The 23,920-nt window shown below is 59.6% G+C and carries 21 protein-coding genes and 1 pseudogene; 6 read left to right on the top strand and 16 right to left on the bottom strand.

Going from position 1 to position 23,920, the window contains the following annotated elements:
- The first annotated feature begins 76 nt into the window (after positions 1-76).
- The gene (locus N688_RS11020; RefSeq protein ID WP_052889325.1) at positions 77-640 is read left to right on the top strand and encodes a hypothetical protein; all 564 of its coding nucleotides are present in this window, start codon (positions 77-79) and stop codon (positions 638-640) included.
- 436 nt (positions 641-1,076) lie between these two features.
- Positions 1,077-2,210, top strand: a complete 1,134-nt coding sequence (locus N688_RS11015; protein ID WP_052889324.1) for a glutathione-independent formaldehyde dehydrogenase — start codon at positions 1,077-1,079, stop codon at positions 2,208-2,210.
- Between the two features lie 153 nt (positions 2,211-2,363).
- Here N688_RS11015 and N688_RS11010 read toward each other — a convergent pair whose 3' ends face one another.
- The 9 genes from N688_RS11010 to N688_RS10970 all read right to left on the bottom strand — a co-directional run bounded on the left by N688_RS11010 (position 2,364) and on the right by N688_RS10970 (position 14,470).
- Entirely contained in the window at positions 2,364-2,558 is a 195-nt protein-coding gene (locus N688_RS11010; protein ID WP_052889323.1) for a hypothetical protein, read from the bottom strand.
- A gap of 395 nt (positions 2,559-2,953) precedes the next feature.
- The gene (locus tag N688_RS11005; protein ID WP_052889322.1) at positions 2,954-4,564 is read right to left on the bottom strand and encodes a S53 family peptidase; all 1,611 of its coding nucleotides are present in this window, start codon (positions 4,562-4,564) and stop codon (positions 2,954-2,956) included.
- 143 nt (positions 4,565-4,707) lie between these two features.
- Positions 4,708-5,475 (bottom strand): nucleotidyltransferase domain-containing protein, encoded by a 768-nt coding sequence (locus N688_RS11000; protein WP_052891462.1) that lies wholly within the window; start codon positions 5,473-5,475, stop codon positions 4,708-4,710.
- A 637-nt stretch (positions 5,476-6,112) separates the two neighbouring features.
- Positions 6,113-8,305, bottom strand: a complete 2,193-nt coding sequence (locus N688_RS10995) for an alpha-amylase family glycosyl hydrolase (RefSeq protein WP_052889321.1) — start codon at positions 8,303-8,305, stop codon at positions 6,113-6,115.
- 181 nt (positions 8,306-8,486) lie between these two features.
- Positions 8,487-9,437, bottom strand: coding sequence for a sugar ABC transporter permease (locus N688_RS10990; protein WP_052889320.1), 951 nt, complete (start codon positions 9,435-9,437; stop codon positions 8,487-8,489).
- Positions 9,434-10,375 (bottom strand): carbohydrate ABC transporter permease, encoded by a 942-nt coding sequence (locus tag N688_RS10985; protein WP_052889319.1) that lies wholly within the window; start codon positions 10,373-10,375, stop codon positions 9,434-9,436. Before N688_RS10985 ends, N688_RS10990 begins: the two co-directional genes overlap by 4 nt.
- 174 nt (positions 10,376-10,549) lie before the next feature.
- Positions 10,550-11,836, bottom strand: coding sequence for a sugar ABC transporter substrate-binding protein (locus tag N688_RS10980; protein ID WP_052889318.1), 1,287 nt, complete (start codon positions 11,834-11,836; stop codon positions 10,550-10,552).
- 190 nt (positions 11,837-12,026) lie between these two features.
- Complete coding sequence (locus N688_RS10975) at positions 12,027-13,964, bottom strand: alpha-amylase family glycosyl hydrolase (protein WP_052889317.1); 1,938 nt, start codon at positions 13,962-13,964, stop codon at positions 12,027-12,029.
- Positions 13,965-13,999: 35 nt separating this feature from the next.
- On the bottom strand, positions 14,000-14,470 hold the full coding sequence (locus tag N688_RS10970; protein ID WP_052889316.1) for a MarR family winged helix-turn-helix transcriptional regulator: 471 nt from the start codon (positions 14,468-14,470) through the stop codon (positions 14,000-14,002).
- A gap of 146 nt (positions 14,471-14,616) precedes the next feature.
- Here N688_RS10970 and N688_RS10965 point away from each other — a divergent pair, with 146 nt between their 5' ends.
- Positions 14,617-15,078, top strand: coding sequence for a hypothetical protein (locus N688_RS10965; RefSeq protein ID WP_052889315.1), 462 nt, complete (start codon positions 14,617-14,619; stop codon positions 15,076-15,078).
- 148 nt (positions 15,079-15,226) lie between these two features.
- On the opposite strand, the gene N688_RS10960 is transcribed toward N688_RS10965, so the two are convergent.
- Positions 15,227-16,117: a sigma-70 family RNA polymerase sigma factor gene (locus N688_RS10960; protein WP_052889314.1), complete on the bottom strand. Its 891-nt coding sequence runs from the start codon at positions 16,115-16,117 to the stop codon at positions 15,227-15,229.
- 453 nt (positions 16,118-16,570) lie between these two features.
- On the opposite strand from N688_RS10960, the gene N688_RS10955 reads away from it, so the two are divergent.
- Positions 16,571-17,068, top strand: coding sequence for a hypothetical protein (locus N688_RS10955; RefSeq protein WP_052889313.1), 498 nt, complete (start codon positions 16,571-16,573; stop codon positions 17,066-17,068).
- A 309-nt stretch (positions 17,069-17,377) separates the two neighbouring features.
- Here N688_RS10955 and N688_RS10950 read toward each other — a convergent pair whose 3' ends face one another.
- The 4 genes and pseudogenes from N688_RS10950 to N688_RS10935 all read right to left on the bottom strand — a co-directional run bounded on the left by N688_RS10950 (position 17,378) and on the right by N688_RS10935 (position 20,324).
- Entirely contained in the window at positions 17,378-18,295 is a 918-nt protein-coding gene (locus tag N688_RS10950; RefSeq protein ID WP_272945038.1) for a DUF1028 domain-containing protein, read from the bottom strand.
- Positions 18,268-18,546, bottom strand: a pseudogene (locus N688_RS23975) (LuxR family transcriptional regulator); the annotation flags it as partial. The pseudogene N688_RS23975 and the gene N688_RS10950, both read right to left, overlap by 28 nt.
- Before the next feature lie 177 nt (positions 18,547-18,723).
- Positions 18,724-20,067, bottom strand: coding sequence for an acyl-CoA thioesterase/bile acid-CoA:amino acid N-acyltransferase family protein (locus N688_RS10940; RefSeq protein WP_052889310.1), 1,344 nt, complete (start codon positions 20,065-20,067; stop codon positions 18,724-18,726).
- A gap of 53 nt (positions 20,068-20,120) precedes the next feature.
- Positions 20,121-20,324 carry a hypothetical protein gene (locus N688_RS10935; RefSeq protein WP_052889309.1) on the bottom strand — a complete coding sequence of 68 codons (204 nt, stop codon included), beginning with the start codon at positions 20,322-20,324 and terminating at the stop codon, positions 20,121-20,123.
- Positions 20,325-20,334: 10 nt separating this feature from the next.
- Here N688_RS10935 and N688_RS10930 point away from each other — a divergent pair, with 10 nt between their 5' ends.
- Positions 20,335-21,033, top strand: a complete 699-nt coding sequence (locus N688_RS10930) for a hypothetical protein (protein ID WP_052889308.1) — start codon at positions 20,335-20,337, stop codon at positions 21,031-21,033.
- Here N688_RS10930 and N688_RS10925 read toward each other — a convergent pair.
- Together N688_RS10925 and N688_RS10920 are read right to left on the bottom strand one after the other, a co-directional pair.
- Entirely contained in the window at positions 21,030-21,911 is an 882-nt protein-coding gene (locus tag N688_RS10925; protein WP_052889307.1) for a hypothetical protein, read from the bottom strand. The genes N688_RS10930 and N688_RS10925 overlap by 4 nt on opposite strands.
- 151 nt (positions 21,912-22,062) lie before the next feature.
- Complete coding sequence (locus tag N688_RS10920) at positions 22,063-23,229, bottom strand: outer membrane protein assembly factor BamB family protein (protein WP_052889306.1); 1,167 nt, start codon at positions 23,227-23,229, stop codon at positions 22,063-22,065.
- A gap of 413 nt (positions 23,230-23,642) precedes the next feature.
- On the opposite strand from N688_RS10920, the gene N688_RS22790 reads away from it, so the two are divergent.
- On the top strand, positions 23,643-23,894 hold the full coding sequence (locus N688_RS22790) for a hypothetical protein (RefSeq protein WP_156025385.1): 252 nt from the start codon (positions 23,643-23,645) through the stop codon (positions 23,892-23,894).
- The last annotated feature ends 26 nt before the right edge of the window (positions 23,895-23,920 follow it).

Genomic DNA, 23,920 nt, shown 5'->3' with positions numbered 1-23,920 from the left:
AAGGCCGGGCGAGCTGGCTGACTAGGTGGCTAGCGAGCTAGCCTTGTGTCACTTGTTGAAGGAGAAAAGCTGATTCATGCAGGAATCTATTCAGAGCAGCTGGCAGAATTTTTACGTCATTCTCGGCTCGGCCTCTGCCACCTTGATCGGGCTGATGTTTATTGTGATCACCTTGCTGGCCTCAAGAAGAGCACATCAGGCCAGTGAAGAGGCCATAGGAGCTTTTGGCACGCCCACAGTGGTCCATATGTGTGCTGCCTTCCTCGTCTCCCTGATCCTCTCCGTCCCCTGGCCGGCGCTCTGGCAGGCGGCCTTGCTAATAGACATCGGTGGCCTGGCTGGCCTCATCTATGTGCTCATCGTGATTCGACGGGCGCGCCGCCAAAGGAGCTATCAGCCTGTCTTAGAAGACTGGATCTGGCATGTGATTCTCCCCTTCCTCGCCTATGCCTCCTTTCTCGGTGCAGGGGTAGCGCTGCTAAGCAGTGCCTGGCCCGCGCTCCTGGTCATTGGCGCTGCCGCTGTTCTTATGCTCCTCGTTGGCATTCATAACGCCTGGGACACAATTACCTACTTAACTTTTCAAGACATTCACTTGAAGAGCAGCCAGCAAAAGGAGGAAGATCAGCAAGAGGTTTGAGCAAGAACAGGGGTCGGCGAGCACTCTTCCCCTTCTGTCTGGCTGCTCGCCGGCTCCTGCCCTATGGATGTGCGCCTGCCGCATCTGTGGCGCCGGTCCAGATTGGAGCGCTACATGCCTGGATTAAGGATGTACTTTTTGTCTTGAGATTGTTGAGTTTATTGTCATTGACTTTGATTTATGGATTATATACTATATAGTTGTGAAGATCGACTTTTGATGAGTTTCTTTCTGAAACGTGGTAGGGGCCTCTCAAGAATGGGCGCGGCTGAGCAATCTGCAGCGCCTATCGTTCTGGTCGCAAGAAGACGTTGTCGGGAGCTTGCTCAGTCTGACAAACGGCGTTGTTTTGTCTGTACTACGGTGTTGTAGTGTCATGCCTGGCCAGTGTGGGGGCCAGGCTGACGTCACGTTGACGAGAGAAAGGACGCCAGAGATGAAAGCCGTCGTCTACAAAGAACCCTTTAAAGTAGCGGTCGAGCAGGTCCCTGATCCCAAAATTCAGCATCCCAACGACGCGATTGTCCGCATCACCTCGACCTGCATCTGCGGCTCTGACTTGCACATGTACGAGGGGCGCACCGCGGCGCCGCCGGGTCTCATCTTCGGTCACGAGAACCTGGGCATCGTCGAAGAAGTCGGCTCGGCGGTCACGACGCTCAAAAAAGGGGATCGCGTAGTGATGCCCTTCAACGTCGCTTGTGGCTTCTGCAAGAACTGCGAGCGCGGCTTTACCGGCTTCTGCCTGACCGTCAATCCCGGCTTTGCCGGCGGTGCCTATGGCTATGTGGCGATGGGACCCTATCCGGGTGGGCAGGCAGAATATTTGCGGGTACCCTATGCGGACTTCAATGCGCTCAAGCTGCCGCCTGGCGACGAGCACGAAGATGACTTTGTCTTGCTGGCGGATATCTTCCCCACGGGCTATCACGGGGCCGAGCTAGCGCAGGTCTCGCCCGGGGAGAGCGTGGTGATCTTCGGAGCTGGCCCGGTGGGGGCGATGGCCGCCTATAGCTGCCTGCTGCGGGGCGCCGCCGAGGTCTATGTCGTCGACCGCGTGCCGGAGCGCCTGAAGAAGATCGAGGAGATCGGGGCCATTCCAATCGACTTCAGCAAGGGGGACCCGGTCGAGCAGATCCGTCAGATGCGGGGAGGCGATGGCGTTGACAAGGGCATCGATGCCGTCGGCTATCAGGCCATCCAGCCAGGTCAGGACAAAGAAGCTCCTTCGGCAGTGCTGGAGGCGCTTATTCAGATCGTCAATCCGACCGGGATTCTGGGCATTCCTGGCCTCTACGTGCCAGCCGATCCGGGAGGCGTTGATCCGCACGCCAGAGAGGGACGCCTGCTCATCTCCTTTGGCAAGCTCTTTGAGAAGGGCCTGCGCCTGGCCACCGGGCAGTGCAATGTCAAGCGCTACAATCGTTATCTGCGCGATCTGATCATTGCAGGACGAGCCAGGCCCAGCTTCATTGTCTCGCATCATGTACCCTTAGATAACGCCCCCACAGCCTATGAAAAATTTGATAAGCGCGTCGAGGGCTATACCAAGGTCGTGCTCAAGCCCTGAGCGAGGCAGCAGAGGCAGCAAAAAGCCACACGCGAGGAGGGTGGTGAGAGCGAAAACAAAGCTCTTGCCTACCCTCCTCTGTTCTACTCTCCCTGGGGTCAAGATCAATGCAGAGAACCAGCGGGGCTGAGAGGTGCCAGGGCTGGCCTTAGCTTAGCCGTTATCCGTTTCTGGCAGCACGGGCAGAGGACGCACCCAGCGGATCTGCAGGTGGCTGGCGCAGAGCGGACAGCGCCGCTCGGCAGGCAGGGGCACGGCGATCAGCGCCGTATAGCGCCAGGCGCCGTCGAGATTGCGCTCCCATATCAAACTGCAATCGGGACAAAGATGACGTTCCCAGATCACCATACGCTTATGCTTTCCAGAGAAGCAGGCCGCTTCTCTTGTGTTTTGCCTATTGGTCGCCATCTGGACAAAAGCGGCCCCAGTTGTCTAAGGGCCGCCTGGCAGATAGCTATGTGTGAAAGTATAGCAGACCCAAGCTGAAAAAGAAACCCTGGCTGGCTCAACAGCGATGGGAGGGGGTAGCCCCAGACAGCAACAGACTCCGCTCTGACGACTGGCGCCGATGCCAGGGCATGGCGCAGCTTCCTCTGGACCTGCCACCGCGGCACGGGTGCACGGGACCAGCCGCCGGGCGCTGGACGGCGCGGCCCGGTCAGCGTCGGGAGCCGCCGCGTCGGAAAAGCTTTGCCTGCTTGGCTGCGAGGCGGCTCCCGCTCGATGATGATAGAACGAGCGAGCTAGCTAGCTGAGGAAGTCAGCAGGGCCTGCAGCAGCAGCGCGCCATCGGGCGTGCCCAGGCCCGTACAGGCATCCCAACCGGGGCCGGCGCTGTAGCCGCCGTTATTGCCGCTCGTCACGTCGCGCAGCGCCTTTTGCTGCAGCAATTGGGTGTAATGCTGATAGAGGAACGGGTTCAGGTACCCAACGGACTGGCCGCGCCGCTGATTGAGCAGCGCAATCAGGCCGGCCCATAGCGGAGCCACCGCGCTGGTGCCACCGACGGAAATGCTCTGGCCATCGACAAGGATCTGGTAGCCCGTTTGCGGGTCTGCGTTGCCGGCCACATCGGGTACGCCGCGTCCCTGGTGCTGATCGTTAATCGAGGGGGGAACATGAGCGTTCGCCTGCCAGGTGGGGAGCGGAAACACATCGCTGATGCCGCCGCCGGTCGCGCCAGCGCCGCTGGCGGTCTCATTCCAGACCACTTCGCTGACAATCTGTCTGTTCTGGGCCTCCAGCCGGGTGCCGCCGCAGCCAAGCACATAGGGACTGGAGGCCGGAAAATCCACATGGGCCTTCTGATCGTTTACCCCATCGCTTGAGCCGTTATCGCCGGCAGCCACACAGATCGTGATCCCCAGGGAGGCCGCGGCCTGAAAAGCCTCGTTCATGGTAGTCAGCGCCTGGCGCGTCCAGCTTCCCTCGGGGGCGCCCCAGCTAATGGAGATCACCGACGGCGTGTTCGTAGTATCGTGGATGGCCTGGGTGATAGCATCCAGAAAGCCGCGGTCGGTATTGGGCGCAAAGTAGACGGCGATGCGGGCTGCGGGAGCGATGGCACCGGCAATCTCGATATCGAGGGCGACCTCCCCATCCGCGCTATTCGGGTCACCTGTTGGGCTATTCTCTCCGCCGTCGACAGAGACGCTGACGACCGTCGGAGGCTTCAGACCGAGCTGCTGGAAGTAGGTGGCCAGATCCTCGCTGTTGTAGCCTCCGCCCAGCTCGATCAGGGCGATACACTGGCCGCTGCCGGTCAGGCCGCTCGGAAAGTTATAGAGCTGGGCGACCTGCAGCGGGGTATAGCTGACGGTGGCGGTTTCTACCGGGGCGCTCGCCCCGGCAGGTGCGGCAAAGCGCAGATGAGGCTGGGCCTGGGGACGATCGTCCAATCCAAAGACACCGACCACAATCGGCTCAAGCTCTTGGGGGATGTGCAGGGGACCGGAGCGCCCGCGGAAGGTCTCCCCCTCGTGCTCGTAATAATGCAGCTCGGTGCCAAAAGCAGAGCAGAGTTGGCTGACTGTACCGGCCAATACCAGCCGGCGGGCCGCGCGATCGACCGCCAGTACGCTCAGCTGATGGGCGCGAGCGAAAGCTTCAACTTTCGCCACATCCTCCGGACTGGCGCTATGCTGAGTCAGATACTCCTCTCGGCTCAGGCGCTGGCCCGGCTGGCTGAGGTGGTGCTCTACCTGACTGGCCAGGGTGCTCCCCGCCGGATCTCTGAGATAGAGGCTGACCTCGAGGCGCTCGTTGGGATCAGCCGGTCCGATCTGCCGGGCCTGAGCTGGGAGGTGACGCTCGCTGCCGGCCAGTCGAGTGAATCCTTTAGGAATCTCGGGCATAGTCTCTTTCCTTCTGTCCTCTCATCGCAACGCACCCCTTCTGGGGACGTGCCAAACTTCCTGCAAAGAAGACGCTCGTACCCCCTCTTCGTGGATGGTGACTTCTTGCCTCTCAGCCGGAGGAAGAATATGCTTCCTTCCTCTTAGACGGTCTGCAGCCGCAGACGGATCAGAAGATCGTTCAGGCCCGCTTGGGCCTGAGCATCTGGCTGAACAGGCAAAACGCTGCTTTCCACAGACTGCTCCAGATCGCTCATCAGGCGCCTCCACTCCTCCTCGTACAAGGCGACAGCGCTCTCTTCCAGCTGAGCCTTCTCGCCGCTGGCCGGTTTGCGCGCGAGCAGATCCGCCACAGAGGAGAACCTGAACACTTCGTTGAGGCGCCTCAGATTGGGCTCCAGCTCTCCAGTGCGCATCAGATGCAGGCCAGTCAAAATGACGCGGTAGGTGTGGAGCGCAGACTTGATAGACAGCGGCTGTTTGTGGCTGGCCTGTTTCAGGCGATTGCGGGCGAAGCCCAGGTAATGGTAGGCATAGTAGCGTGTAACGCAGCGCATGGCCAGCGCCTTCAGCTCTTCGTGCCCGGGCGTAGTGTAAATCACCAATGGTGAGTAAATGGCTTCTAGAACGTTTCCACTCTTCCCCAACAGCAGCGTAAAGCATTTGCGGACATCGTGTGTCACCAGATCGACTTCCGTCCCGCCGTCGTTGAAGTGCTCTTCGAAGGTCTCTGCTCCCTCGCGCAGCCCGATCACCTCGCGCAGCGGCAGAATATGGGAGCCGCGCAGGTCATAGTCGGAATCGGGCGACGCGAATCCGTAGAGGTGCGATCCGCTCAGTGTCATGAAGAGCAACGGATAGCGCTGCCGTGCCAGCACGGTCCTGAGTCGTTCACGTTCTTCGTCCAGCATGTTACTTCTCCCATGCAGCATCATCCGTTGCACCTGGAGAAAAGAAAAGGCGCGTTTTCTCGCCTCGATCAGCAGAGCTGTTCCACTGCTCTCTCTTGCTATTCCGTCCCCGCTCTGCTTATGCCTTGTGGCAATGGCCCAGGCCGGGCCAGGCGGCCAGAAAGCCTGCGCCACTGCTGCAGTGCTCCTGGCAACAGGCATAGCAAGAGCGGGGCAGGCAGCTGTGAGAGTGAGTCAACAGAGGAGAGTGCTGCTGGATTGAACAGCAGCCAGAGCTGTCGCGCAAAAGCGAGGCGAAGCAGGGTTCACAAGGAAAGTCGAGTGCTGCGCTTGCAGTTCCAAGTACAACGCTAAAGAGGTTTCCTTTCCACTTTTCACCCTTAAGATTAAGAATAGCACTGTCAGCAGCCTTTGTCAAGGCAGAAGCGTCTCTCAAGAAGATGTCTGCAGTTGGGTGTACTATCGTCGATATGCTGCTGCAATGGCCCCAGTACATTGGAGCCTTTCCAGAGAGGTTCTGGAAAGGCTCCTTTCTTCTCCGTAGAGAGAAGGGCTGCACGAGACGGACAAGGCCAGGAGGGCGCTCCCAGCTGCGTCCTGGTTGCCTGGTTGCGGCGTCGCTGCGGGCGATCTCAGCTCAATATTGCCAGTTCACCGTCACGGCCCCGGTGCCGCTGCAGGGCGCGCTATAACTGTGGTTGCTGCCATTCTCCCACTGAACGCTGCCGTCAGCGTGGATGATAATAAACTTGAACTGGATATTCCAGCAGGCGGGCACACTGGCCATCACAAACCAGTTCGGATAGTTCGGGTCGTTCAGCGGGCCGATGGCGGTAGTGGTCGTTGTTCCCCAGTTGCCCAGCTCGTCGAATTGCCCGGTCAGATAGACATTATCTCCGTAGTTGGTGGGAGGCGCATTATTGACAGTGAAGGTCACAGCTACCTGTGCTGCACTGGAAACGCGCGTTTCGTAGACATTGCTGCAGCTCGAAGTACAGACCTGGACACCGTAGAGGCCGCCGGCCACGTTCGGCGTCGTCACCGTGATCGAGTGGGGACTCCAGCTCACCACACTCGCCGCAGTCGTACCAAACTTGACGCTGCCGACGCTGTTGCCAAAGCCCTGACCATCGATGATCACCTGATCGCCGGGCCGGCTCAGGTTGGGTCCGACGCTGCCGATCTCTGGCGTGCTGCTCTCGGGAGCCGTATATTGCCAGACCGAGACCTGGTTGGCGCCCAGGGTAAAGGTGCCAACGGCGCCGTTCGTGACCGTGATGGTCGTGCCGCCGTGAAGCAGCGTGCCCAGATAGTCGCTGTAGGAGCCATTGGGCAAGGCCGTGTAGAGGCCAGAGATGCTATAGCTGGAAGACCCTTTATTGACGGCCACGAGCACCACATTATTGAAAAACTGGCGCTCATAGATGAACACGTCGCTATTGATCCAGCGCTGCTGATAAGTGCCGTAGGCCAGAGCCGGGTTGCTCTGACGCAGCGCCGAGAGGGCCTTGATCTCGTTATAGGCCGTGGTCGTCGTACCGAAGCTGCTCATCATGGGGCGGTTATAGGGGTCGCCGCCGCCATTGGTATCATTGTGCAGATACTGCTCGGTGCCGTAGTAAATAACAGGAATGCCGGGCAGCGTCAGCACTGCGGCCAGGGCCTCATGCAGACGATCGTAGCTACTGTTGAGCGTCAGGAAGCGTGGCATATCATGGTTATCGATGAAGATCGCCTGGTCGTTCAGCCACAGAAAGCCACTCTCCTCCTGGGTGAGGACGCTGTCCACTTCGCTAGCGCCATTGCCGGACGCATAGACATCGCGCAGCGCCGTCGTCAGAGGAAAATTCAGCAAATTGATGCCGCTGCGATTGGCGAACTTCAGCGCGTACGGATAGGTCGGATCGCTGATGCTGCTCAGATACCACTCACCGACCATGTAGTGTGGTCCCTGAGCCTCCACGCTATCGCTGAGCGTGCGCAGCCAGCCGCCATCGGGAGCGGGCATATGCTTCACCGCATCGACGCGCACCCCATCGACGCCATGAGCGAGAAACTGAGCCATTGCTCCCTTGAGATAGCTATCGACGCTGCTGTTCTCCTGAGCCAGATCGGCCAGGTCTGCCAGATTGTCGTACTCGTCCTGGTAAAGATTATTGTAGTCCGAGATGCCGCCGTTATGATGAAACCAGCCGTTCGGATCGTTGTTGTAGGCCGCCTCGAAGGTGCCGTTCTGGTAGAGGCTGCCGTACTCACCGGTATCGTTCGGATTCGAATGGTTAGGAGCGAAATCGATGATCACCTTGAGGCCGTAACTATGAGCCGTCGCCACCAGGGTATCGAAATCGCTCCAGGTGCCCAGATGAGGATCGATGCGATAGAAATCGCGGGCCCAGTAGCCATGATACCCGGCCTCGGGGACCGAGGAGCCTGGTTCATAAACCGGCAAATGAACATTATCCACGGGTGACGAGATCCAGATAGCCGTGATGCCCATACCGGCCAGATAAGGGATCTTCTGGGTCAGGCCGGCCAGGTCGCCGCCCCAATAGAGCTTCCAATTCGTCTTCGTGCTATCGTACAGGCCCGTATCGCCCGCCGGATCGTTATTCGCTGGATTGCCATCGAAGAAGCGGTCGAGCACTACCTGGTAGATGATCGCTGGCTTAAAGTCGGCAGTGTTCACGGCCACATTTGGTGTGCTCTGCGCGTGGATAGCTACCGGCAGAAGGTGCGGGAGCGGTCCGCCGCTCAAGAATGTTGAGCAGAGCAGCACTAGTACCAGCAGGAAAGGGAGGAAAAGAGCGCGCTGACGGCCAGTTTGTTCCATCAAAGACCTCCAGATCCGATCTCAATGCTGAAGGACACTTCACGGTGTGAAGCAAGTCTATGGCAGACAGCGGAGTGCCCACCGCGGGCCCGGGGTCTTCTCTCCTGGCTTCTCCCTGGCGGTCTCAGCCGTGGCGGAGCGGGAGAGAGGGAGGGCAGCGCAGGCGTGGTGCGGTCAGCCGCTAGTTAGCGAGGCCACCCTGAGCCAGGCCGGAGCGGAAGTAGCGCTGAGCGAAAAAGAAGATCAGCATCAGCGGGATCGAGACGATCACCGAGGAGGCGGCAAAGATTCCCCACGGTGTGCGGAAATCGCTCTGCAGGCTATAGAGGCCCAGAATAAAGGTCAGATTGCTGCCGTTAGCATTGGCGTTCAGCACCAGATTGGCCAGGGCGAACTCATTCCAGCCCGTCATAAAGGTAAAGAGGGCCGCGACCGCCAGCGCGGGCGTTGCCAGTGGTAAGACGATATGCCAGAAAGCCTGGAACGGCGTAGCGCCGTCCAGTAAGGCCGCCTGCTCCAGCTCGATCGGCAGTCCGTCGAGATAGGTTTTTGTGTTCCAGCAGCAGAAGACCACAGCACCGGCTGAGTAGATCAGCACCAGGCCAAGCAGGTTATTGAGCAGATTCAATGCATTCAGCAACAGATAATATGCTGTCAGCGCCAGCAGGCCGGGGAAAGCCTGCAGCGTCAGCAGCGCGCGCAGCGTCAACTCGCGGCCAGCGAAGCGGAAGCGTGCCAGCGCATAGGCGCCACTGGTCGAACAGACCAAGCCGCAGAGAGCCGTCAGACCGCAGACCAGCAGCGTATTGCCGATCCAGTTCAGCAGCGGCTCCTGCGTAAAAGCCGTCACATAGTTGGCGAAAGTAAAGTGGGCAGGGAAGAGATGCAGATCGGTCGTGTAGAGATTCTGGGCCCCGGCAAACGAGGCCTGAACCACATAATAGAGAGGGAAGAGCGCGAAGATTGCCATCACCACCAGGAAGACGTAGATGCCAACCAGTCCCAGGCGAGCGCCGAGGCCGGCGGCGGCCCGTCGCGCCAGCAGCGGCTTTGCTTCTTCCCTGGCAGGTGTGCTGAAAGGGGTGGACCTCTTCTTCTCTTCTAGTGCAGCGCTGGGCAGGTGCTGACTCATGCTTGTGCCTCCCTGAAGCGGCTCGTCTGTGGGGACCGTGTTCCCAGGCCAGAACCCAGGTAGGTCAGGGCCGCGAGGATCACGAACAGCGTAATTGCGAAGGCGGCGATAAAGCCGTAGTGTGGGTTGGCTACCGTGGCCCCCAGGATGCGATTGTACATATAGATCATGACAAATTCCGTGGCCCCGGGCTTGAGAGCGCTGACCACCGGTCCCCCCTGCGTGATCAGGAAGACCGTATTAAACATCTGGAAAGTCGTAATAGCGCTGAGAATGGTAGCGGGCACCAGGGCTGGCGTCACCAACGGCAAGGTCACATGGCGGAAGTATTGCCAGGGGCCGGCCCCATCGATGCGGGCCGCCTCGCGCAGCTCGCCGGGAATGCCCTGCAGTGCTCCCAGGATGACCACCGTGAAGAAAGGGTAGCTCAGCCAGACGTTGACGATCACCACTGAGAGAAAGGCCAGCGTCGGATTGAGGAGCCAGGGGATGCCGAAATGGGGACCGAAGATCAGGCGCCCAATCTGGTTGAACGGGCCAAAATCGTACTGAAAGAGAAATTTCCAGATCAGGGCTGTGATGCCCGAGGGAGCGGCCCAGGGCAGAAGCAACAGCACGCGCCAGAAAGGCAGGCCCTTAACGCGAGGATTATTGAGCACCAGGGCGGTCAGCATCCCAACGATCAGAAAGCTGCCCACGCAAACAAGCACGTAGAGCAGTGTCTGCCAGAGCACCGGGAAGAGATCGCTATCGAGAGAAAAGAGCAGCTCTCGGTAGTTCTCCAGGCCAATGAAGCGATAGTTATCCGAGGTAAACTCGCTGTAATTGGTGGTCGACAGATAAAGCGTATACAGAATCGGCCACAAATTGATCACTGCCATCATGGCCAGCATTGGCAGCAGAAAAGCCACAATGGTGCGCCGTTTGACTCGGAGCATAGGCATCCTCGCCTCCAGTTCATGGCTCTCTGCTCCATCCCTTCCTCCCTTTCCAGCACTGGAAAGGGAGGAGAGACGGGCAGAGAGGGCATCCTTTTCAGCGTCGGAACGGTCAGCTTGTAAGCCAGGCTTTCTGCCTGGTGAGCGGTGAGCGTGCAGCAGGCTGGAGCGAGGCTACGAACTGATCTGAGCGATCCCTTTGGTAGCCGCGGCCTGGGCATCGCTGAGGGCTTTGGCTGGCGTCTGTGTGCCGTTCCAGACTGCCGTCAGCGCATTCTGCACGGGTGTCCAGAGAGCGGACATGTAGGGAGTATTGGGCAAAGCTACGCCCAGCTTCACCTGAGCGGCATAGCCGGCCACGGCAGGCAGCTGCTGAATGGCCTGATCATCGGCGGCAGCACTATTGGCCGGAATTTCGCCATCCGCGCGCGACATGGCGATCTGATTGGCCTTGTTGGTATAGAACTTCATCAGATCGGCCACCAGCGCTGGATTTTTAGCGGTTTTGGCCATCCAGAGCGATTTGACCCCCACAAACGGCTTGGCCGGAGTGCCGGTAGCGCTCACAATCGGCAGCGTGGCAAAGCCGATGTTGATCTTCCCTCCACTAGCGTAATCGGCATAGGACCAGGGACCATTAATGATGATGGCGGCCTTGCCCTCGGCAAAGAGCGAGGAAACCACATCGTACGTCGGCTGCTTTGGGAGATAGGGGCGGAAGGAGGCGATATACTCCATTGCCTGCAGGGCCTGTGAGGTGTCGAGATGGGCTTTGCCGTCGGGCGTCACATACTGAGCCCCAAAGCCGTAGAACCAGGGAGCATTGAAGTAGGCGTCCTCGGTCGGCCAGACAACGCCGTACTGACCCGGATGGGCCTGCTGATAGCGCTTAGCGAAAGCCAGCAGATCATCGGTAGTTTTTGGGAGCTGGTCCGCCGAGATCAGGCTCTTGTTGTACATGAGGGTGACGGCTTCGACTGCCTCTGGGACACCGTAGACGTGGCCGTTAAATATCAGGGCCGAAGCTGCTGCCGGGGTATAGGTCCGGTTGAGGTAGTCCTGACTGATGTACTGATCCAGGGGGACAACGACATGCCCGAGGGCCAGCGATCCCAGATTATCGTCGGTGAAGGCGATGATATCGGGTCCATTGCCGGCCTTGACCGCGGTAGCTGCTTTGCTGGCAATATTGTCCTGGTGAACCAGCACAATCTTTACTTTGGGGTGCAGGCGCATATATTCATTGAAAATGGCCTGCTTGGCCTGCAAATAGGCGCCTTGCCAGCCGTGCCAGATAACGATCGTACCGCTATAATCAATGCTGCTGCTGCTGTTACTATTGCTGCCACTATTTTCGGTGCCGCCGCAGGCGGAGAGCAGCAGCATGAGTACGATGCTCAGCAAGAAGGTGGCCAGCAGTGGCCGGCTGCCAGATGCACGCGAGGCAAGAATCTTCTTCATATCTCTCATCCTCTCTGATAAGAGGGAAGATCACTGGGAGGAGGCGGCTTACTCTGCGCTCTTCCTCCTCTCGGACTGCAAACCTAACAAGATCGTGATCGTCTCGCTGGTTCTCTGAGAACGTCTGCGAGCGTGCTACGCTCTTCCTGCGCTAACGGGTGCAGGTGATCAACGAAGAAGATAGCGGCTCTCATCCTCCTTCCTGCCACGAGAAAACGGCTCCGCTCAGCGGCTCACTGGATATAGCAACCTGACGTCGGGACCTACGTACGACCGGTTCTGGACCGCTGGCCAGCAGCGTAGTGGCTGCTGGTGGAAGCATGGCCTCTGGCAGCACGATTGTTTGTGGCTGCTCGCTCAGGTTGAAGAGTACCAGGGCATCGCCCCGCTCCAGGGGCTGGCCGCTGGCCTGGGTGCGCGCGTAGGCATAGGTTGCCTGGCTGGCATCCAGGTGAACGAGGCGGCGCGCGCCGTAGGTCAGAACCGGCAAGGTGCGCCGCAGGCGGATCAGGGACCGATAAAAGGCGAGCAGCTCCTGATTCCAGTCTTCTGGACGCCAGGGCATATCGGCGCGGGCCTCGGCGTCTCCGCCGAAAGCTTTGGACGAGACATCAGCACATTGGGACATACCGATCTCCGTCCCGTAATAGATGATGGGCACCGGGGCCAGCGTGAATTGGCAGAGAGCGGCCAACCTGAGCAACTCTGGACGGTTGCCGGTGATGAAGAGGAAGCGATTCATATCATGGTTATCGAGAAAACTCGCGCGCGCGGGGCCGTCCGCCATATAGCGCTCATAGGAGCTGAGGAAGCGCTCGAAGCGGCCCAGGTCCCAGGTGCGGACGCCGAACGTCGAGCGTAAGGCCGCCGCCAGTGGAAAATCGAGCACCGCATCGAGTCTGCCGTGATAGCGGTGTAAGGCGTCGGGCGTATCGGTGACCTCGCCCAGCAAGAATGTGTCGGGGCGCACCGAGCGTGTGGCCAGACGAAACTCGCACCAGAAATCCATGCTGTGGCCGATGGCATGATCAAGACGGAAGCCAGCGACTCCGTACTCGCTTAGCCAGTGCAGGGCGCTGGCGATAATATGGCGTCTGGCCCCTTCGCTCTCTGAGCGTAGGGAAGGAAGGCTGGGAACTGCGTCGAGGAAGGTGCCGTAGCGATCTGGCCAGCGCTCGAAATAGAACCAGTCATGAGAGGGGGCCTGGCGATCCATCTGTGCGGCCACGAAGGCAGGATGATGCCAGGAGACGTGGGCCGGCACGAAGTCGAGCAGGACGCGCATGCCACGAGCGTGGGCCTCCTCGATGAGAGCCTGGAGATCGGCGTTGCTGCCCAGACGGGGATCAACGCGAAAGTAGTCGAGGGCGTCGTAGCGATGGTAGCTTTCGGCCAGGTGCAGGGGAGAGAGCCAGAGGCAAGTCACGCCCAGCTCTGAGAGATAGGGCAGAGCGGCGCGGACGCCGTTGAGTGTGCCACCGTGCAGGGCATGTGGCTCGCTCGCGGGTGGAAAATGGCCATCGGCGGCATCGCTGCGGAAGCGATCGAGAAAAATCTGATAGATGACGGCCTCTGTCGCCCACGAAGGCGGACGACGCTGCTGCTCTTCTTCGACGAGGTAGGCGAACGTGGTGAAGGCCCGCTCGCCCGAGAAGTGGAAGGCAAAGCCCTGGCCGTCCTGGGCCCAGATCTCCGGCTCTTCGGCAGGAGACGAGCCGGGACGGGTCAGCCAGCCGGCGATGCGGTAGCGCACGCGCGTGCCGGCTGGCTGACCAGGAATGCGAGCCAGCCAGTGGGTGATATAGCCAGCGTGTGGGTCCCAGCTCACGCGGGCGCGCTCCATTGGCAAGGCCGTCGACGAGCGATCGGGGCGGCTACCGTCGACGGTGTAGTAAAGCACGGCGCGCTCGATGGGCAGTTCCTCACCGCTGGCTGCCCAGACTTCGACTGGCTCGCCGGGGAGAGGGGCCAGGGGCAGAGTGGTATTATCATGGCGAAATTGGGTGCGTTGAGCTGTCCAACGGATAAGAATCTCGCTCAAGGGCAGGTCACCGGGCACCGCCGCCATCTGCTCGGCGTCCGACTGCACAGGTACTGCATCCGTGGCCGACTCAAAGATGTCTGGCATCGTAGCTTTCCTACCTACCTACCTACTAGCGCAAACTAGGATGGGGTGCTGCTCGCTTCGGGCGAGGCTGTTTCTTTCTCGGCGATCTCGGCGCTCACAACAGCGCGCAAGCGCTTGAGCATGGCAATAAGCTGCTGTTCCTCTTCACCGTTCAGGACGCTGAAGCGGCGGTGAATGGCCTCCTCAATGGCGGCCTGGGCCTCGCGACGCCGGGCAACGCCTGCTGCTGTCAGCGTGACGCGCTGCGAGCGGCGATCGCCAGGGTCAGGGCTGCGGGCAATGAGACCCTCGCTTTCCAGATAATCTACCAGGCGGGTGACCGTGCTCCGTTCGCACAGCAGGCGTTCGCTGAGATCCGTCAGCCGCCAGCCCTCGTCAGGGTCGAGCAGGAGCAGGGCATTGTACTGCAGGGTGTTCAGTCGGAACTGGCGAAGGACCAGGCGGTCGGCGTGGTCAAGCAGCAAGCTCAGCTCTTGAAAGAGACGGTAGTCCTGGTAGTCCTCCATGTGCTTGGCGTGCCCCTTTCCGCAGCTGCGCGGCTCGCTGGTCCAGTGCCTTACCAGACGAGGCCGCAATTTGTTGCGATTGCAATTGTTGCTGAAAATATTGTTGCAATAGCAAGTATATATGAGGGACAGCCCTTTGTCAAGCCTTGGGGGCACGGTCTGCCGATCTGCGTTCCGTGGGGCAGGTCCCGGGGGCGGTCATCTTGGGGACGGTGCTGGTCAACATCTCAACCAGCCACTTTCCGGGCTACCTACCCCCAGAGGCGCAGCGCCTTCCTGCCGCGCTCCTGACGCAGGCTGCTGATCCGCAGGTCTTAGCGGATGCGCAGAAGCAGCGGCAGATCGTGCAGGTGGTCACACGGGTGCTGGTGGAGCAGAACAGGGCTGGCTCTGGACAGGGGCAGGATCTGACCCACCTGACGGCCCAGGCGACGGCTCTCTGCGCGCAGATCTTCGGGGCTGCGCGGCATGCTCTGGCAGACGGCCTGCATCTAGGCTTTCTGATCCTGCTGGGAATGAGCCTTGTTGTGGTGTTGCTGACGCTGCTCTTAAAAGATGTGCCACTGCGTGGGCGCGCAGAGCGACCAGCAGGACCGACGGCAAGATAACAACCCGGCCAGTTGCTGGCTTGTGCCGTGGCTCCATAGCGCTGTAACCCATCGAACGGCCAGGGGATCAAGGTCACGGCCCCTGGCCGGCAGACGCTGATCGAGGGCTGCTCTCACGATGGCTCCTCCATCAAGGATGGCGGGCATGTCAGTTGTCAAGGATGGCAAGATGCACCTGCTGCAAGCGCACAGGATCAGTAATTGCAGTGAAAGCAATGATCTTGCCTTCTCTGATCACGAGGATGCCAACGGCGCGCAGCTTGCCGTAGGGGGCCACGACGATTCCCACAGAGCCGTTTACCAGTGCCATTCCGCAGGACCGGAAAAGCTGGGCATGCTGCACGATCACTGTGGCCGCCGCTACCGAGCCGTGCAGCTCTCGCCGTGCGCCCTCTCGCAAGGCCTGGGGTTCGATACGGAAGGTGACATCCGGGTCGAGCACTGCGAGAAGCTGATCAAAAGATCCCTCGCGGGCGGCGGTAAGGAAGGCTTCTACCACTTCTCGTTGTGCGACCAACTCCGCATCTTGCACTGAGACCCCTCCCCGTACCCTGCGGCGTGCACGGCTGGCGAGCTGCCTGGTCGCTGCCTCAGAGCGCTCCACCAGTGGTGCGATCTCATCGAAAGGAACGGCGAAGATGTCGTGCAACACGAAGGCGAGACGTTCGGCGGGCGTGAGCCTATCGAGTACCACGAGCAGAGCTAAGCCAATCGCATCGGCCAGTTCCATCTCTTGCTCCGGGTCGCTCGATAGGTGCCCGCCTAACATGGCTTCCAGATCCGGGACTTTGGCTTCCAGGGAGTCCTCGGGCCGAGACTTGCGGGCACGCAGCATGTTGAGGCAGATGCGTGCCACCGTTGTCGTTAGCCACCCTTCCAGGTTTGAGATGGTGCTCGTGTCGGAACGGCTCAGATGAAGCCAGGACTCCTGCACGGCATCCTCCGCTTCAGAGAGTGAGCCAAGCATGCGGTAGGCTAAGGCTCGCAAACGAGGGCGCTCAGCCTCAAATTGGATGGCTAGCCTGTTAGGAGTGTTCATCGTCGGTCACATTTCCTGATTTCTTTGTGTCATAAGTATGACACAGAAATCCTGACCAGTGTGACAGGAAGAGGCACTTCTGCATCCGCCTCGCTGCGGTGAGTTTGACAGAATGAATCGCAATCCACCGGGTCAGACATTTCTGATTGGTATCATGTTTTTCGGGAGGATCAACAATGGAGAGAATTAATGCGAACACACCTTCACGCTCATTTTGCTGATTATATCATGTTTTATCAGCAAGATAATTTACAAGACTGTCTAGCTGGTTATACCGTCTATACTTCTCTTGTGGAAAGCGCGCTCTCAAGGGGCCTGTATGGCGGCACTGGCGATCTATCATGACATCTAGTTGAAATGACGACCTGTCGACCGGTTGACATATTGCAAAGGTTGAGCAGAGACCTGTCGACGAATTGGGATCGTACGTTTTCATTTCTCAGAGAGGGGAACATGATCTATCAGTGGCTTGTCTTCGCCCATATCCTGGGCATCTTCGGCTTTCTGATCGCTCACGGTGCTGTTGCTGCCGTGACCTTCGCTCTACCCAGACAGCGCGAGGTCGAGCGTGTTCGTGTTCTGCTTGATCTCTCCAGGAGCGTCTCTGTCGTTGCCAATGTCTCCCTGCTGGTGCTGCTTGCTGCCGGCGTCGCCGCCGGCTTCATGGGCAAATGGTGGGGGCAGGGCTGGATTTGGACCTCCCTGGCCTTGTTCGTGCTGATGAGCGTCTCCATGTCGTTTCTCGGCTCGCGTCCGCTCGATCCTGTCCGTCAGCTCGTATATGGCGGCAAACCATCGCGCTCGGGGGCAAGCGGTCAGATCTCTCCAGATCCGTCTGCAGAGAAGCAGCTTGCCGCTCTGCTGGCTGCCACTCATCCCTGGCTCCTCACGGTAATTGGTGGTGGTGGTATGGTCCTGATCCTCTGGCTGATGATGTTCAAGCCGTTCTAGCTGATGAGAGAGAGGGGATCAGCGCATCTGAACATTGAACATGGGTGAGGGCCTTGTTCCAAGGCGTGGATGCGCTGACCCCGAGGAGTGGCGCAGCACTAAAGGTGCGCAGGTCGCTTTTTGCGGCTCAGCAGACCGGTACTGGACCAAGGCCGCCATAACCATGATTCCTGATGGATGGACCGTGCTGACCCGACGGCTTTTTCCCGCAGGTCGGCACAGGCGGCACGAGAAGAAAGGAGAAGCGCGGCTCTGCGATGGACAAGACGAGCGCTCCCAGGCCATGCGGCCTGGGAGCCTGGGGGGCCGTCACGCCCGCTGATCCAGGATCAACGTGAGCAGCTCCGGGTCATTGGGGATCATTCCGGCGGCGGCCAGGCGTGGAAGCAGCTCCGTCCAGCCCGGTTGACTGGCAAAGACCTCCCGAAGCAAGACAAGCGCCTGCGGGAGCTCTCCGGCCTGAAACAGGATTGCCGTCCCGTGAAACTTGAGATCTGCATTGTCGGGATCAAGTGCGAGGGCCTGCCGGAACAGTCTGACCGCCTCGTCGGGCTGCTGCGCCAGCAGCCGCTCGTTACTCTGCTCGAACAGGAGCCAGGCTTTGCGGATAGTGGCCAGGCGCCTTAATTCTTCAACAGGGTGAGGATGATCGTCGACGCGCAGGTCGAAAAGGCGTTCGCGCCACGGCTGCTCTGTCCGCCTGCCCGAGACGATCACCAGTCCTGCTGCTTGCTGACCACGAATGTCACCGCCTGCGGGCTGGGCTGCCTCCAGGGCTGTGAGCAAACGATCGCAGAGGTCGCCTGTACTCTCCTCGTAGGCCCGCTTCATCGCTGGCCAGACGCCCTCATTAAGCATCATATTGGCCTGGACTGCGAAACCATCGCCGCTCAGGTGGCCGGCAGCAGCCACGCAGCGCTTTCCCGTGTGAACGGCAACGCCTCCCTGGGCATCCACCAGAGCAACCTGGCGGATCTCGCGTTCCTCATCACGCTGGAGCAGGCGCTCCAGCGCCTGAGCGGCACTCAATCCCTGCCGCATGAGCGCCAGCCCCTCGGACCCGTAGTCTGTGTTGACAAAGGCTTGCGTAGCAACAGCTCCCACGCCTGCCTCAGCCCAGGGAACCACGTTCCCGACGCCGAAGTAGTACGATTGCATGGCAACACCAAGCTGCCTGGAGGCGCCATCGCGTTGAAGATGCTGCGCAGATGATTGGCGACCGTGCACTCGCTGATCACCAGGATCTCTGTGATCTGGCGGTTGCTCTTTCCCTGAGCGACAAAGCGCAGGGCCTGGACTTCGCGTCGGCTCAGGCCCGCCAGCAGAGGTGGCAAGGTCGGGCGAGTGAGGCTTGCCGCCTGCTCACGTTGACAGGCCCGCTCCTGCCATTGGTGCTGCAAGAGCTGTACCAGGGCAGGGTTACCTGTGCTATTGCTCAAGGCAACAGCTTTCTCCAGAAGCGCGTGGGCCTGAGCCATCCCCTGCGAACCGTCGCGCGCAAGCATGAGGCAGCGTGTGACTGTGACCTGTTCTGCCAGAGGGAAGCGTACTCGATGTCGAGACGAAAAGCAAGCCCGGCGCTCCGAGGAGTGCGCTACCCCGGGCCACAGACAGAGCCAGGTTGACGAAGGTGCCAGGCGAGCAGCTGAGGTTTATCAGTCTGCCCGCTCCCCAAGGTCCTGTAAAAAGGAGAGAAGCTTATGCCAGCAATCCTGTGATGCATGAGCGTTGAGGAGCGCGCTGCCTCCAAAGGCCACGATTGGCCCCCTGCCTGCCGCCGAGCCGCGGCTGACCCAAGGGGGGAGAGAAGGTACACCGTAGGGGCAGCAGATGAAGTGACCGGCGCCCTCATAGCGAAGATAGGTGCAGGAGTGACTGAAACCGTGCTTCTCGAGGCGTGCTCTGATCAGCTCTGCGAACTGGCAGGAAGGCCAGACCTGATCATCGGTTCCTGCCACCAGCAGGATGGGGCCAGCGATACGCTCTACGGCGATACTAGCTCTGGCGATGGCCTCGGGATCAGCCTGCTGCAGCTGCTTCAGAAAGACCCTGGTGAGCCTGAAGGGCTTCCGCCGCAGCATACCCCACAGAAAGCTCACCACACTCAGAAAAGCAGCGAACTTGCCCGAGGAAGAGGCCAGATAAGGGAGAGCCTCACCGTGATACGTCCAGGCCGGCTCATTGACGCTGCGATAGCCTTTCAGGCCGGGCCAGAGAAGACTGCTGGGAGCGCCGGCGATGACAGCCTTCACCGCTGGAAAAGTAGATGCCAGGAGCAGGGCCAGTTCGGCCCCCCGGGAGAGGCCACAGATTGCCAGGCGCGTACTGTCAATAGCTGGTTGATTGTCGAGCCAGCTGAAGGCCTGTTCAAAATATTCAAGAGGGATGGTAAGAAGATGGGGCGGACAATTTTCGACGCCGAAATAGGCCAGAGCCAAGGCTGCAAAGCCATGAGAGGCCAGGAGCGCGGCGCTATGGGCATGGAAGCCGCCATCTGAGCCATTGAGCAGAATCACACAAGGGTGAGGTCCTGGCCCTGACGGAAGAAAGAGCGTGCCCACCACATCCGGCCCCTCAAGGTTGATCCGCTGCACTCCTGGTGCTGCAAAGAGACGCTGGATGCGGGCCGAGGCGACCACCTGATCGCCGCACATTGCATTGAGCGTAATGGTGAGGGGCGTAGCTGTGGTCTTCACAAAAAGGTGACTCTCGGCGGGATCTTGCAGTGTCATAGACCACAACAGGCCCAGTGCATCCACTCCCTCGTAGCTGCCTGCCAGCGGCGCCTGCTGGTTGACATCGACTGTTCCCTCCTCGTCAGCGACAAAGGTGGCCCACGATGCCCAGGAGCAGCGCCAGCCGTCGAGAGTAGAAGCGTGGAGCGTGACTTCCTGGCCTGGCTCCAGACCCTGTAGCTGGATAGAGAGTGGTGCGTCGGCAAGGCTCTCTTGCGGTTCAACCACCAGGCGAATAGAGGAAGGCGCATCTTCCGTGGCCATAGTGAGGCCCTCCTTTCAGGAGCCGAGTTGTCAATAGTATAGGCCAGCACAGCTCAGTTGCCAAGTCTATTCAAGGAGCGCTGAGTGAAGGTTGTGATCAAGGCGATTTCCACGAGCAAGCCGATGACAGCCTCACAAGAAGCGAGCAGGGGTAAGGGACTATCCAGCGGGATGCCCCCGGGGATGAAGCCGCGCCCGTGAAAAGCTGACAGGCTCAACACCAGCGCTGCCAGCGGACTCAGGTGGGGTGTAATCATCTTCTAGGCGATGGCCGGGGTCCTCCTCAAGGATTCGCTGCTCGCTCTTGGCCTGCTGGTCCTCCTCTTTGGCTTTGTGCTCTTCGCTGTCAGCAAGCTCCCAGTGCCCGAACGCTGCAACCTGAAGCAGGGGGGACTTGTGTTCCTGGCCCTGCTCATTGCTGTGCTGCTCATTCGCAACTTGCCCGCCTTTGGTGGGCTGGTGCTGCTGCTGCTGGCCCTGCTTGGAGCGATCGTTGCCTTCCTCCCGGTGCGGCTCAAGGTCAGTCTCAGAATGGCGCTCTCTCATCTCAATCAGCAGCGTGCGCGCACCAGTACCACTCTGCTGGCGCTCTTCATCGGCGTGGTCGCCATTGGCCTGATTCTGGTGCTGCGCGAGGACCTGACCGATCTGATCAATCGGACAGTCGCGAACAATATGACCTTTAATGCTATTGCCATTGCGCAGGGGAGCGAGGCTGATAGGCTGGCTGCCGGCCTGTCCAGCCTTCCCGGTTGGCAGAAGAGCGTGCGTCGCCTTGACAGCAGGGTGATTCCTCTCAGCATCGAGGGAATTCCCTTGCAGCAGCTTATTCCGGCGAATGCCGCCTTGAAGGGAAGGAGCATTCCCGCCAGGGCTATGATTGCCTGTCTGCTCTCTTGCTTGTCTCCTCGCAAGGGAGGCCATCAGTGTGCTCCCCTCTGCCTGGGTGGGGACGTTGCAGGCTAGGCCGGCTCGGCCTGCTCTGGCCTGCGTCCCCACTCTGTGGTCTCGAGTTGTTGTATCTGTCTTTCCCATAGGTGCAGCTCTCGACGCTGGGGCGGGCTAAGCTGTCCCTCAAACTGCTGGAGGATGGCAAGCAAACGGCTACCTTCCGCTGGAAGGCGCTGGGCCAGGGCCCGAGTGAGCAACAGCTTCCCATGTCGCCAGCCTTCTTGATGCTCTATGATCAGGTGATGAAGAAGCTGCAGTCTCTGCCAGGCTCGCCAGTCGGGTTCGGGCAGCACCTGGCCGGCTTCCAGCTCCAGGGCTGCGAGGCTGTGGGCGAGTACGAGGCGGCTCAGCTCGCGACGGAAGCGTCCGTCAGGATCGAGGAGCCTCCAGCCGACCTGCACGAGCAGGTGACGGATCTCCTCTTGTAAAGACACACTCTTCCCGTCGCAGCTCAGGCGGACACCTGGCACCGTCAGCAGCGATGCCTTACTAAGGGACTCCTGCCCTGGCGCCCGCGCCGAGAAGTGGCTGAGTAGGTGAGCCAGCCAGGAAAGGGTCAGTCCTGGCTCGCTGGACCCCGGCAGCAGGTGGGCCAGGACCAGCAGCCACCAGGTGAGCGGCCCCTCCTGTCTGAAAAACCAGGCAACCAGGCGCTCGTCAAAGGTGCGCTGGTCCAGACGCGCCAGCTCCTCCAGGCGGAGCTGATTCGACTGCAACTGTCTACAGGCCAGTTGCACCAGAGCAGGATGACCCCCAGTCAGCTCGTGCAGGCGCTCACTGGCGGCTGTGAGCCGTGCTGCGGCGGCGCCGGTCGCGCTGGTCTGGAGCGCACCCTCCTGAGCGAGCAGACGGCGGATCTCTTCGGCAGACCACGGAGGCAGGGTGACCGTCACGATCTCACAGAGCGGCTGGTGCCAGTCAGGCTTTATATAGAGGGTAGTGACTGCGATGAAATATTTATAGCAATATCTATTTGCAATTTTGTGTATTTTGTTGATTAATCTATAGATACATTTTGCGCGACAGTAGGCATCGAGGAAATCCTCAAGGCTCGGGAGGGGATGCCGGCAACAAGATAATTGGGGAGGAGCGCACCGAGAGATGGGCGGTTGACTGTGCTTCAGTCGCAACAACCGTTTGCCAGAGCAGCTGCCCATCTCGCAGGCGAAAGGCGGACACCACGCCGTTATTATCGCTGATATAGACCCGTCCAGCCGCTCCAACAGGCGATGAAAGCCAGGTCCCACTGAGGTGAGAAGACCAGAGAAGAGCCCCGTCGGCAGGCTGATAAGCGGAGAGAATGCTGTCCGGGCCGCTCTTCGCGCCAACACAAAGCACCCCGCCAATCAGCGCTGCTACTGTCGGCCATTGGGCCGCAGAGATCCCACCGACGGCTTGGCGCCAGAGGAGCGCGCCATCCCGTGCCCGCAGAGCGCAAATGAAAGCCTGTTGCTCGTGCTTCATCTCGTCCGAGAGCGCAACGGAAGGAGCAGCTTCCTCAGAAAAGCTGACATACACCCTGTCATCCATGACTACAGGGGCAGACCACATCTGACCCTGTGATCCAAGCTCGTGGCGCCAGAGCACGGAGCCGTTGTGTCTGTCTATAGCGAGACATCCCCGCGTGGTACTCAAAAAGATGCGTTCATCGGCAGCGGCCAGTGGAAAGGAGCTGCTGTCTGGTAGCGGGGTCTGCCACAGGCGCCTGCCCTCCTTCGTATGAAAAGCAGTGATAAAACAATTAGGCGATTCTTTGGTTATATATGTTATATAAAGTGTTTCATTTATGATAAAAGGCGAGGTATAAACTATTGCTCCAAACGATGATGAAGGATCAGGGGCAAGGGAGGAGCGCCAGAGGAGCCTCCCAATCCTTGCCTGCAGAGCGTAGAGGACCCCTTCGACCGTACTGACGTAGACGCCGTTACGGGCAAGGGTAGGGGCGTGAGCAAGCTGGCCTGCGGCCTGGTAGCTCCACAAGGTCGAGCCATCGTGTGCCCGCAGGGCCTGGACGGACGAGTCTGGATGACGATTTACATTGAGATAGAGTGTCCCTCTGGCGAAGGCAAGGGCGGCAGTCCCTGAGACTGCATACTGACGGCGCACCTTGCCCGTCGTCGTATCGAGTCCGTAGATGCTTCCCTGGCTCGCATAGAGTGTCGAACCGGCGAGCACCAATTGTGGGGGCAAGGTCGTGCTAAGCGTTTGCATGCTCTCTCTCCTTCATTCAGGTCAGAACAGCGGCCTCATGAGTGTCTGAGCGAACTCCTGGTCTCTATTCACCTTTGTTGTCTCGTACAACGTCCTGCGGCTCCCCTTGTTTCCTCTTCCCTATCAATGATACCAGCGTGAGCCATCAGTCGAGGGTGTTGCTGAGGAGATTCCACGCCCTTCCCTGACAAGAGTAGGAAAGGAAGGGCGCGAACCACAAGCTGGCTTGCCCGGGACAGAAACCGGAGTTCTTAGGGGCAAGGTGGTACAAAGGGATGTGGGTTATTTGACAGCCTCACGTTCGCAGGACCTGCATTATTGGATGACGCTTGGAAGTTACCACCACGGGTGTGGACGGTGCCAAAAGCAAAAGCGGTGACCCTGACTGTGAATGGAGGGAACGCTGTAGGCACATGATTGGTACATACGACACAGCCCCCCTGCACATTCACGGAAATCGCTGCTGTTTGTCGGTCCCTGAGTGTCACGGTAAAGGGATTGCTGCTACTGGGAAAGGGAAGGCAATCGGTGATGGCATTATTGATGCGTGTGGTAACGTCAAACGTAAAGCCACAGCTATTCGTTGTATGGGCTACCACGGTAAACGTTTGCGAAGTGATATTTTGTATCTGGAAAGCCACAACCAGGCATTGCTGGGGGGGTAGTGCATGAGGTGGAGGGACGTAGGGCG

Source organism: Thermogemmatispora carboxidivorans, assembly GCF_000702505.1.
In the GTDB taxonomy this organism is placed as follows: Bacteria; Chloroflexota; Ktedonobacteria; order Ktedonobacterales; family Ktedonobacteraceae; genus Thermogemmatispora; species Thermogemmatispora carboxidivorans.
This window is presented reverse-complemented; position numbering and strand designations above follow the sequence as displayed.

Coding starts and splice junctions, on each gene's coding strand:
- N688_RS11020 (WP_052889325.1), top strand. CDS start 77: ATGCAGGAATCTATTCAGAGCAGCTGGCAGAATTTTTACGTCATTCTC.
- N688_RS11015 (WP_052889324.1), top strand. CDS start 1,077: ATGAAAGCCGTCGTCTACAAAGAACCCTTTAAAGTAGCGGTCGAGCAG.
- N688_RS11010 (WP_052889323.1), bottom strand. CDS start 2,558: ATGGTGATCTGGGAACGTCATCTTTGTCCCGATTGCAGTTTGATATGG.
- N688_RS11005 (WP_052889322.1), bottom strand. CDS start 4,564: ATGCCCGAGATTCCTAAAGGATTCACTCGACTGGCCGGCAGCGAGCGT.
- N688_RS11000 (WP_052891462.1), bottom strand. CDS start 5,475: ATGCTGGACGAAGAACGTGAACGACTCAGGACCGTGCTGGCACGGCAG.
- N688_RS10995 (WP_052889321.1), bottom strand. CDS start 8,305: ATGGAACAAACTGGCCGTCAGCGCGCTCTTTTCCTCCCTTTCCTGCTG.
- N688_RS10990 (WP_052889320.1), bottom strand. CDS start 9,437: ATGAGTCAGCACCTGCCCAGCGCTGCACTAGAAGAGAAGAAGAGGTCC.
- N688_RS10985 (WP_052889319.1), bottom strand. CDS start 10,375: ATGCTCCGAGTCAAACGGCGCACCATTGTGGCTTTTCTGCTGCCAATG.
- N688_RS10980 (WP_052889318.1), bottom strand. CDS start 11,836: ATGAAGAAGATTCTTGCCTCGCGTGCATCTGGCAGCCGGCCACTGCTG.
- N688_RS10975 (WP_052889317.1), bottom strand. CDS start 13,964: ATGCCAGACATCTTTGAGTCGGCCACGGATGCAGTACCTGTGCAGTCG.
- N688_RS10970 (WP_052889316.1), bottom strand. CDS start 14,470: ATGGAGGACTACCAGGACTACCGTCTCTTTCAAGAGCTGAGCTTGCTG.
- N688_RS10960 (WP_052889314.1), bottom strand. CDS start 16,117: ATGAACACTCCTAACAGGCTAGCCATCCAATTTGAGGCTGAGCGCCCT.
- N688_RS10955 (WP_052889313.1), top strand. CDS start 16,571: ATGATCTATCAGTGGCTTGTCTTCGCCCATATCCTGGGCATCTTCGGC.
- N688_RS10940 (WP_052889310.1), bottom strand. CDS start 20,067: ATGGCCACGGAAGATGCGCCTTCCTCTATTCGCCTGGTGGTTGAACCG.
- N688_RS10935 (WP_052889309.1), bottom strand. CDS start 20,324: ATGATTACACCCCACCTGAGTCCGCTGGCAGCGCTGGTGTTGAGCCTG.
- N688_RS10930 (WP_052889308.1), top strand. CDS start 20,335: ATGGCCGGGGTCCTCCTCAAGGATTCGCTGCTCGCTCTTGGCCTGCTG.
- N688_RS10920 (WP_052889306.1), bottom strand. CDS start 23,229: ATGCAAACGCTTAGCACGACCTTGCCCCCACAATTGGTGCTCGCCGGT.
- N688_RS22790 (WP_156025385.1), top strand. CDS start 23,643: ATGATTGGTACATACGACACAGCCCCCCTGCACATTCACGGAAATCGC.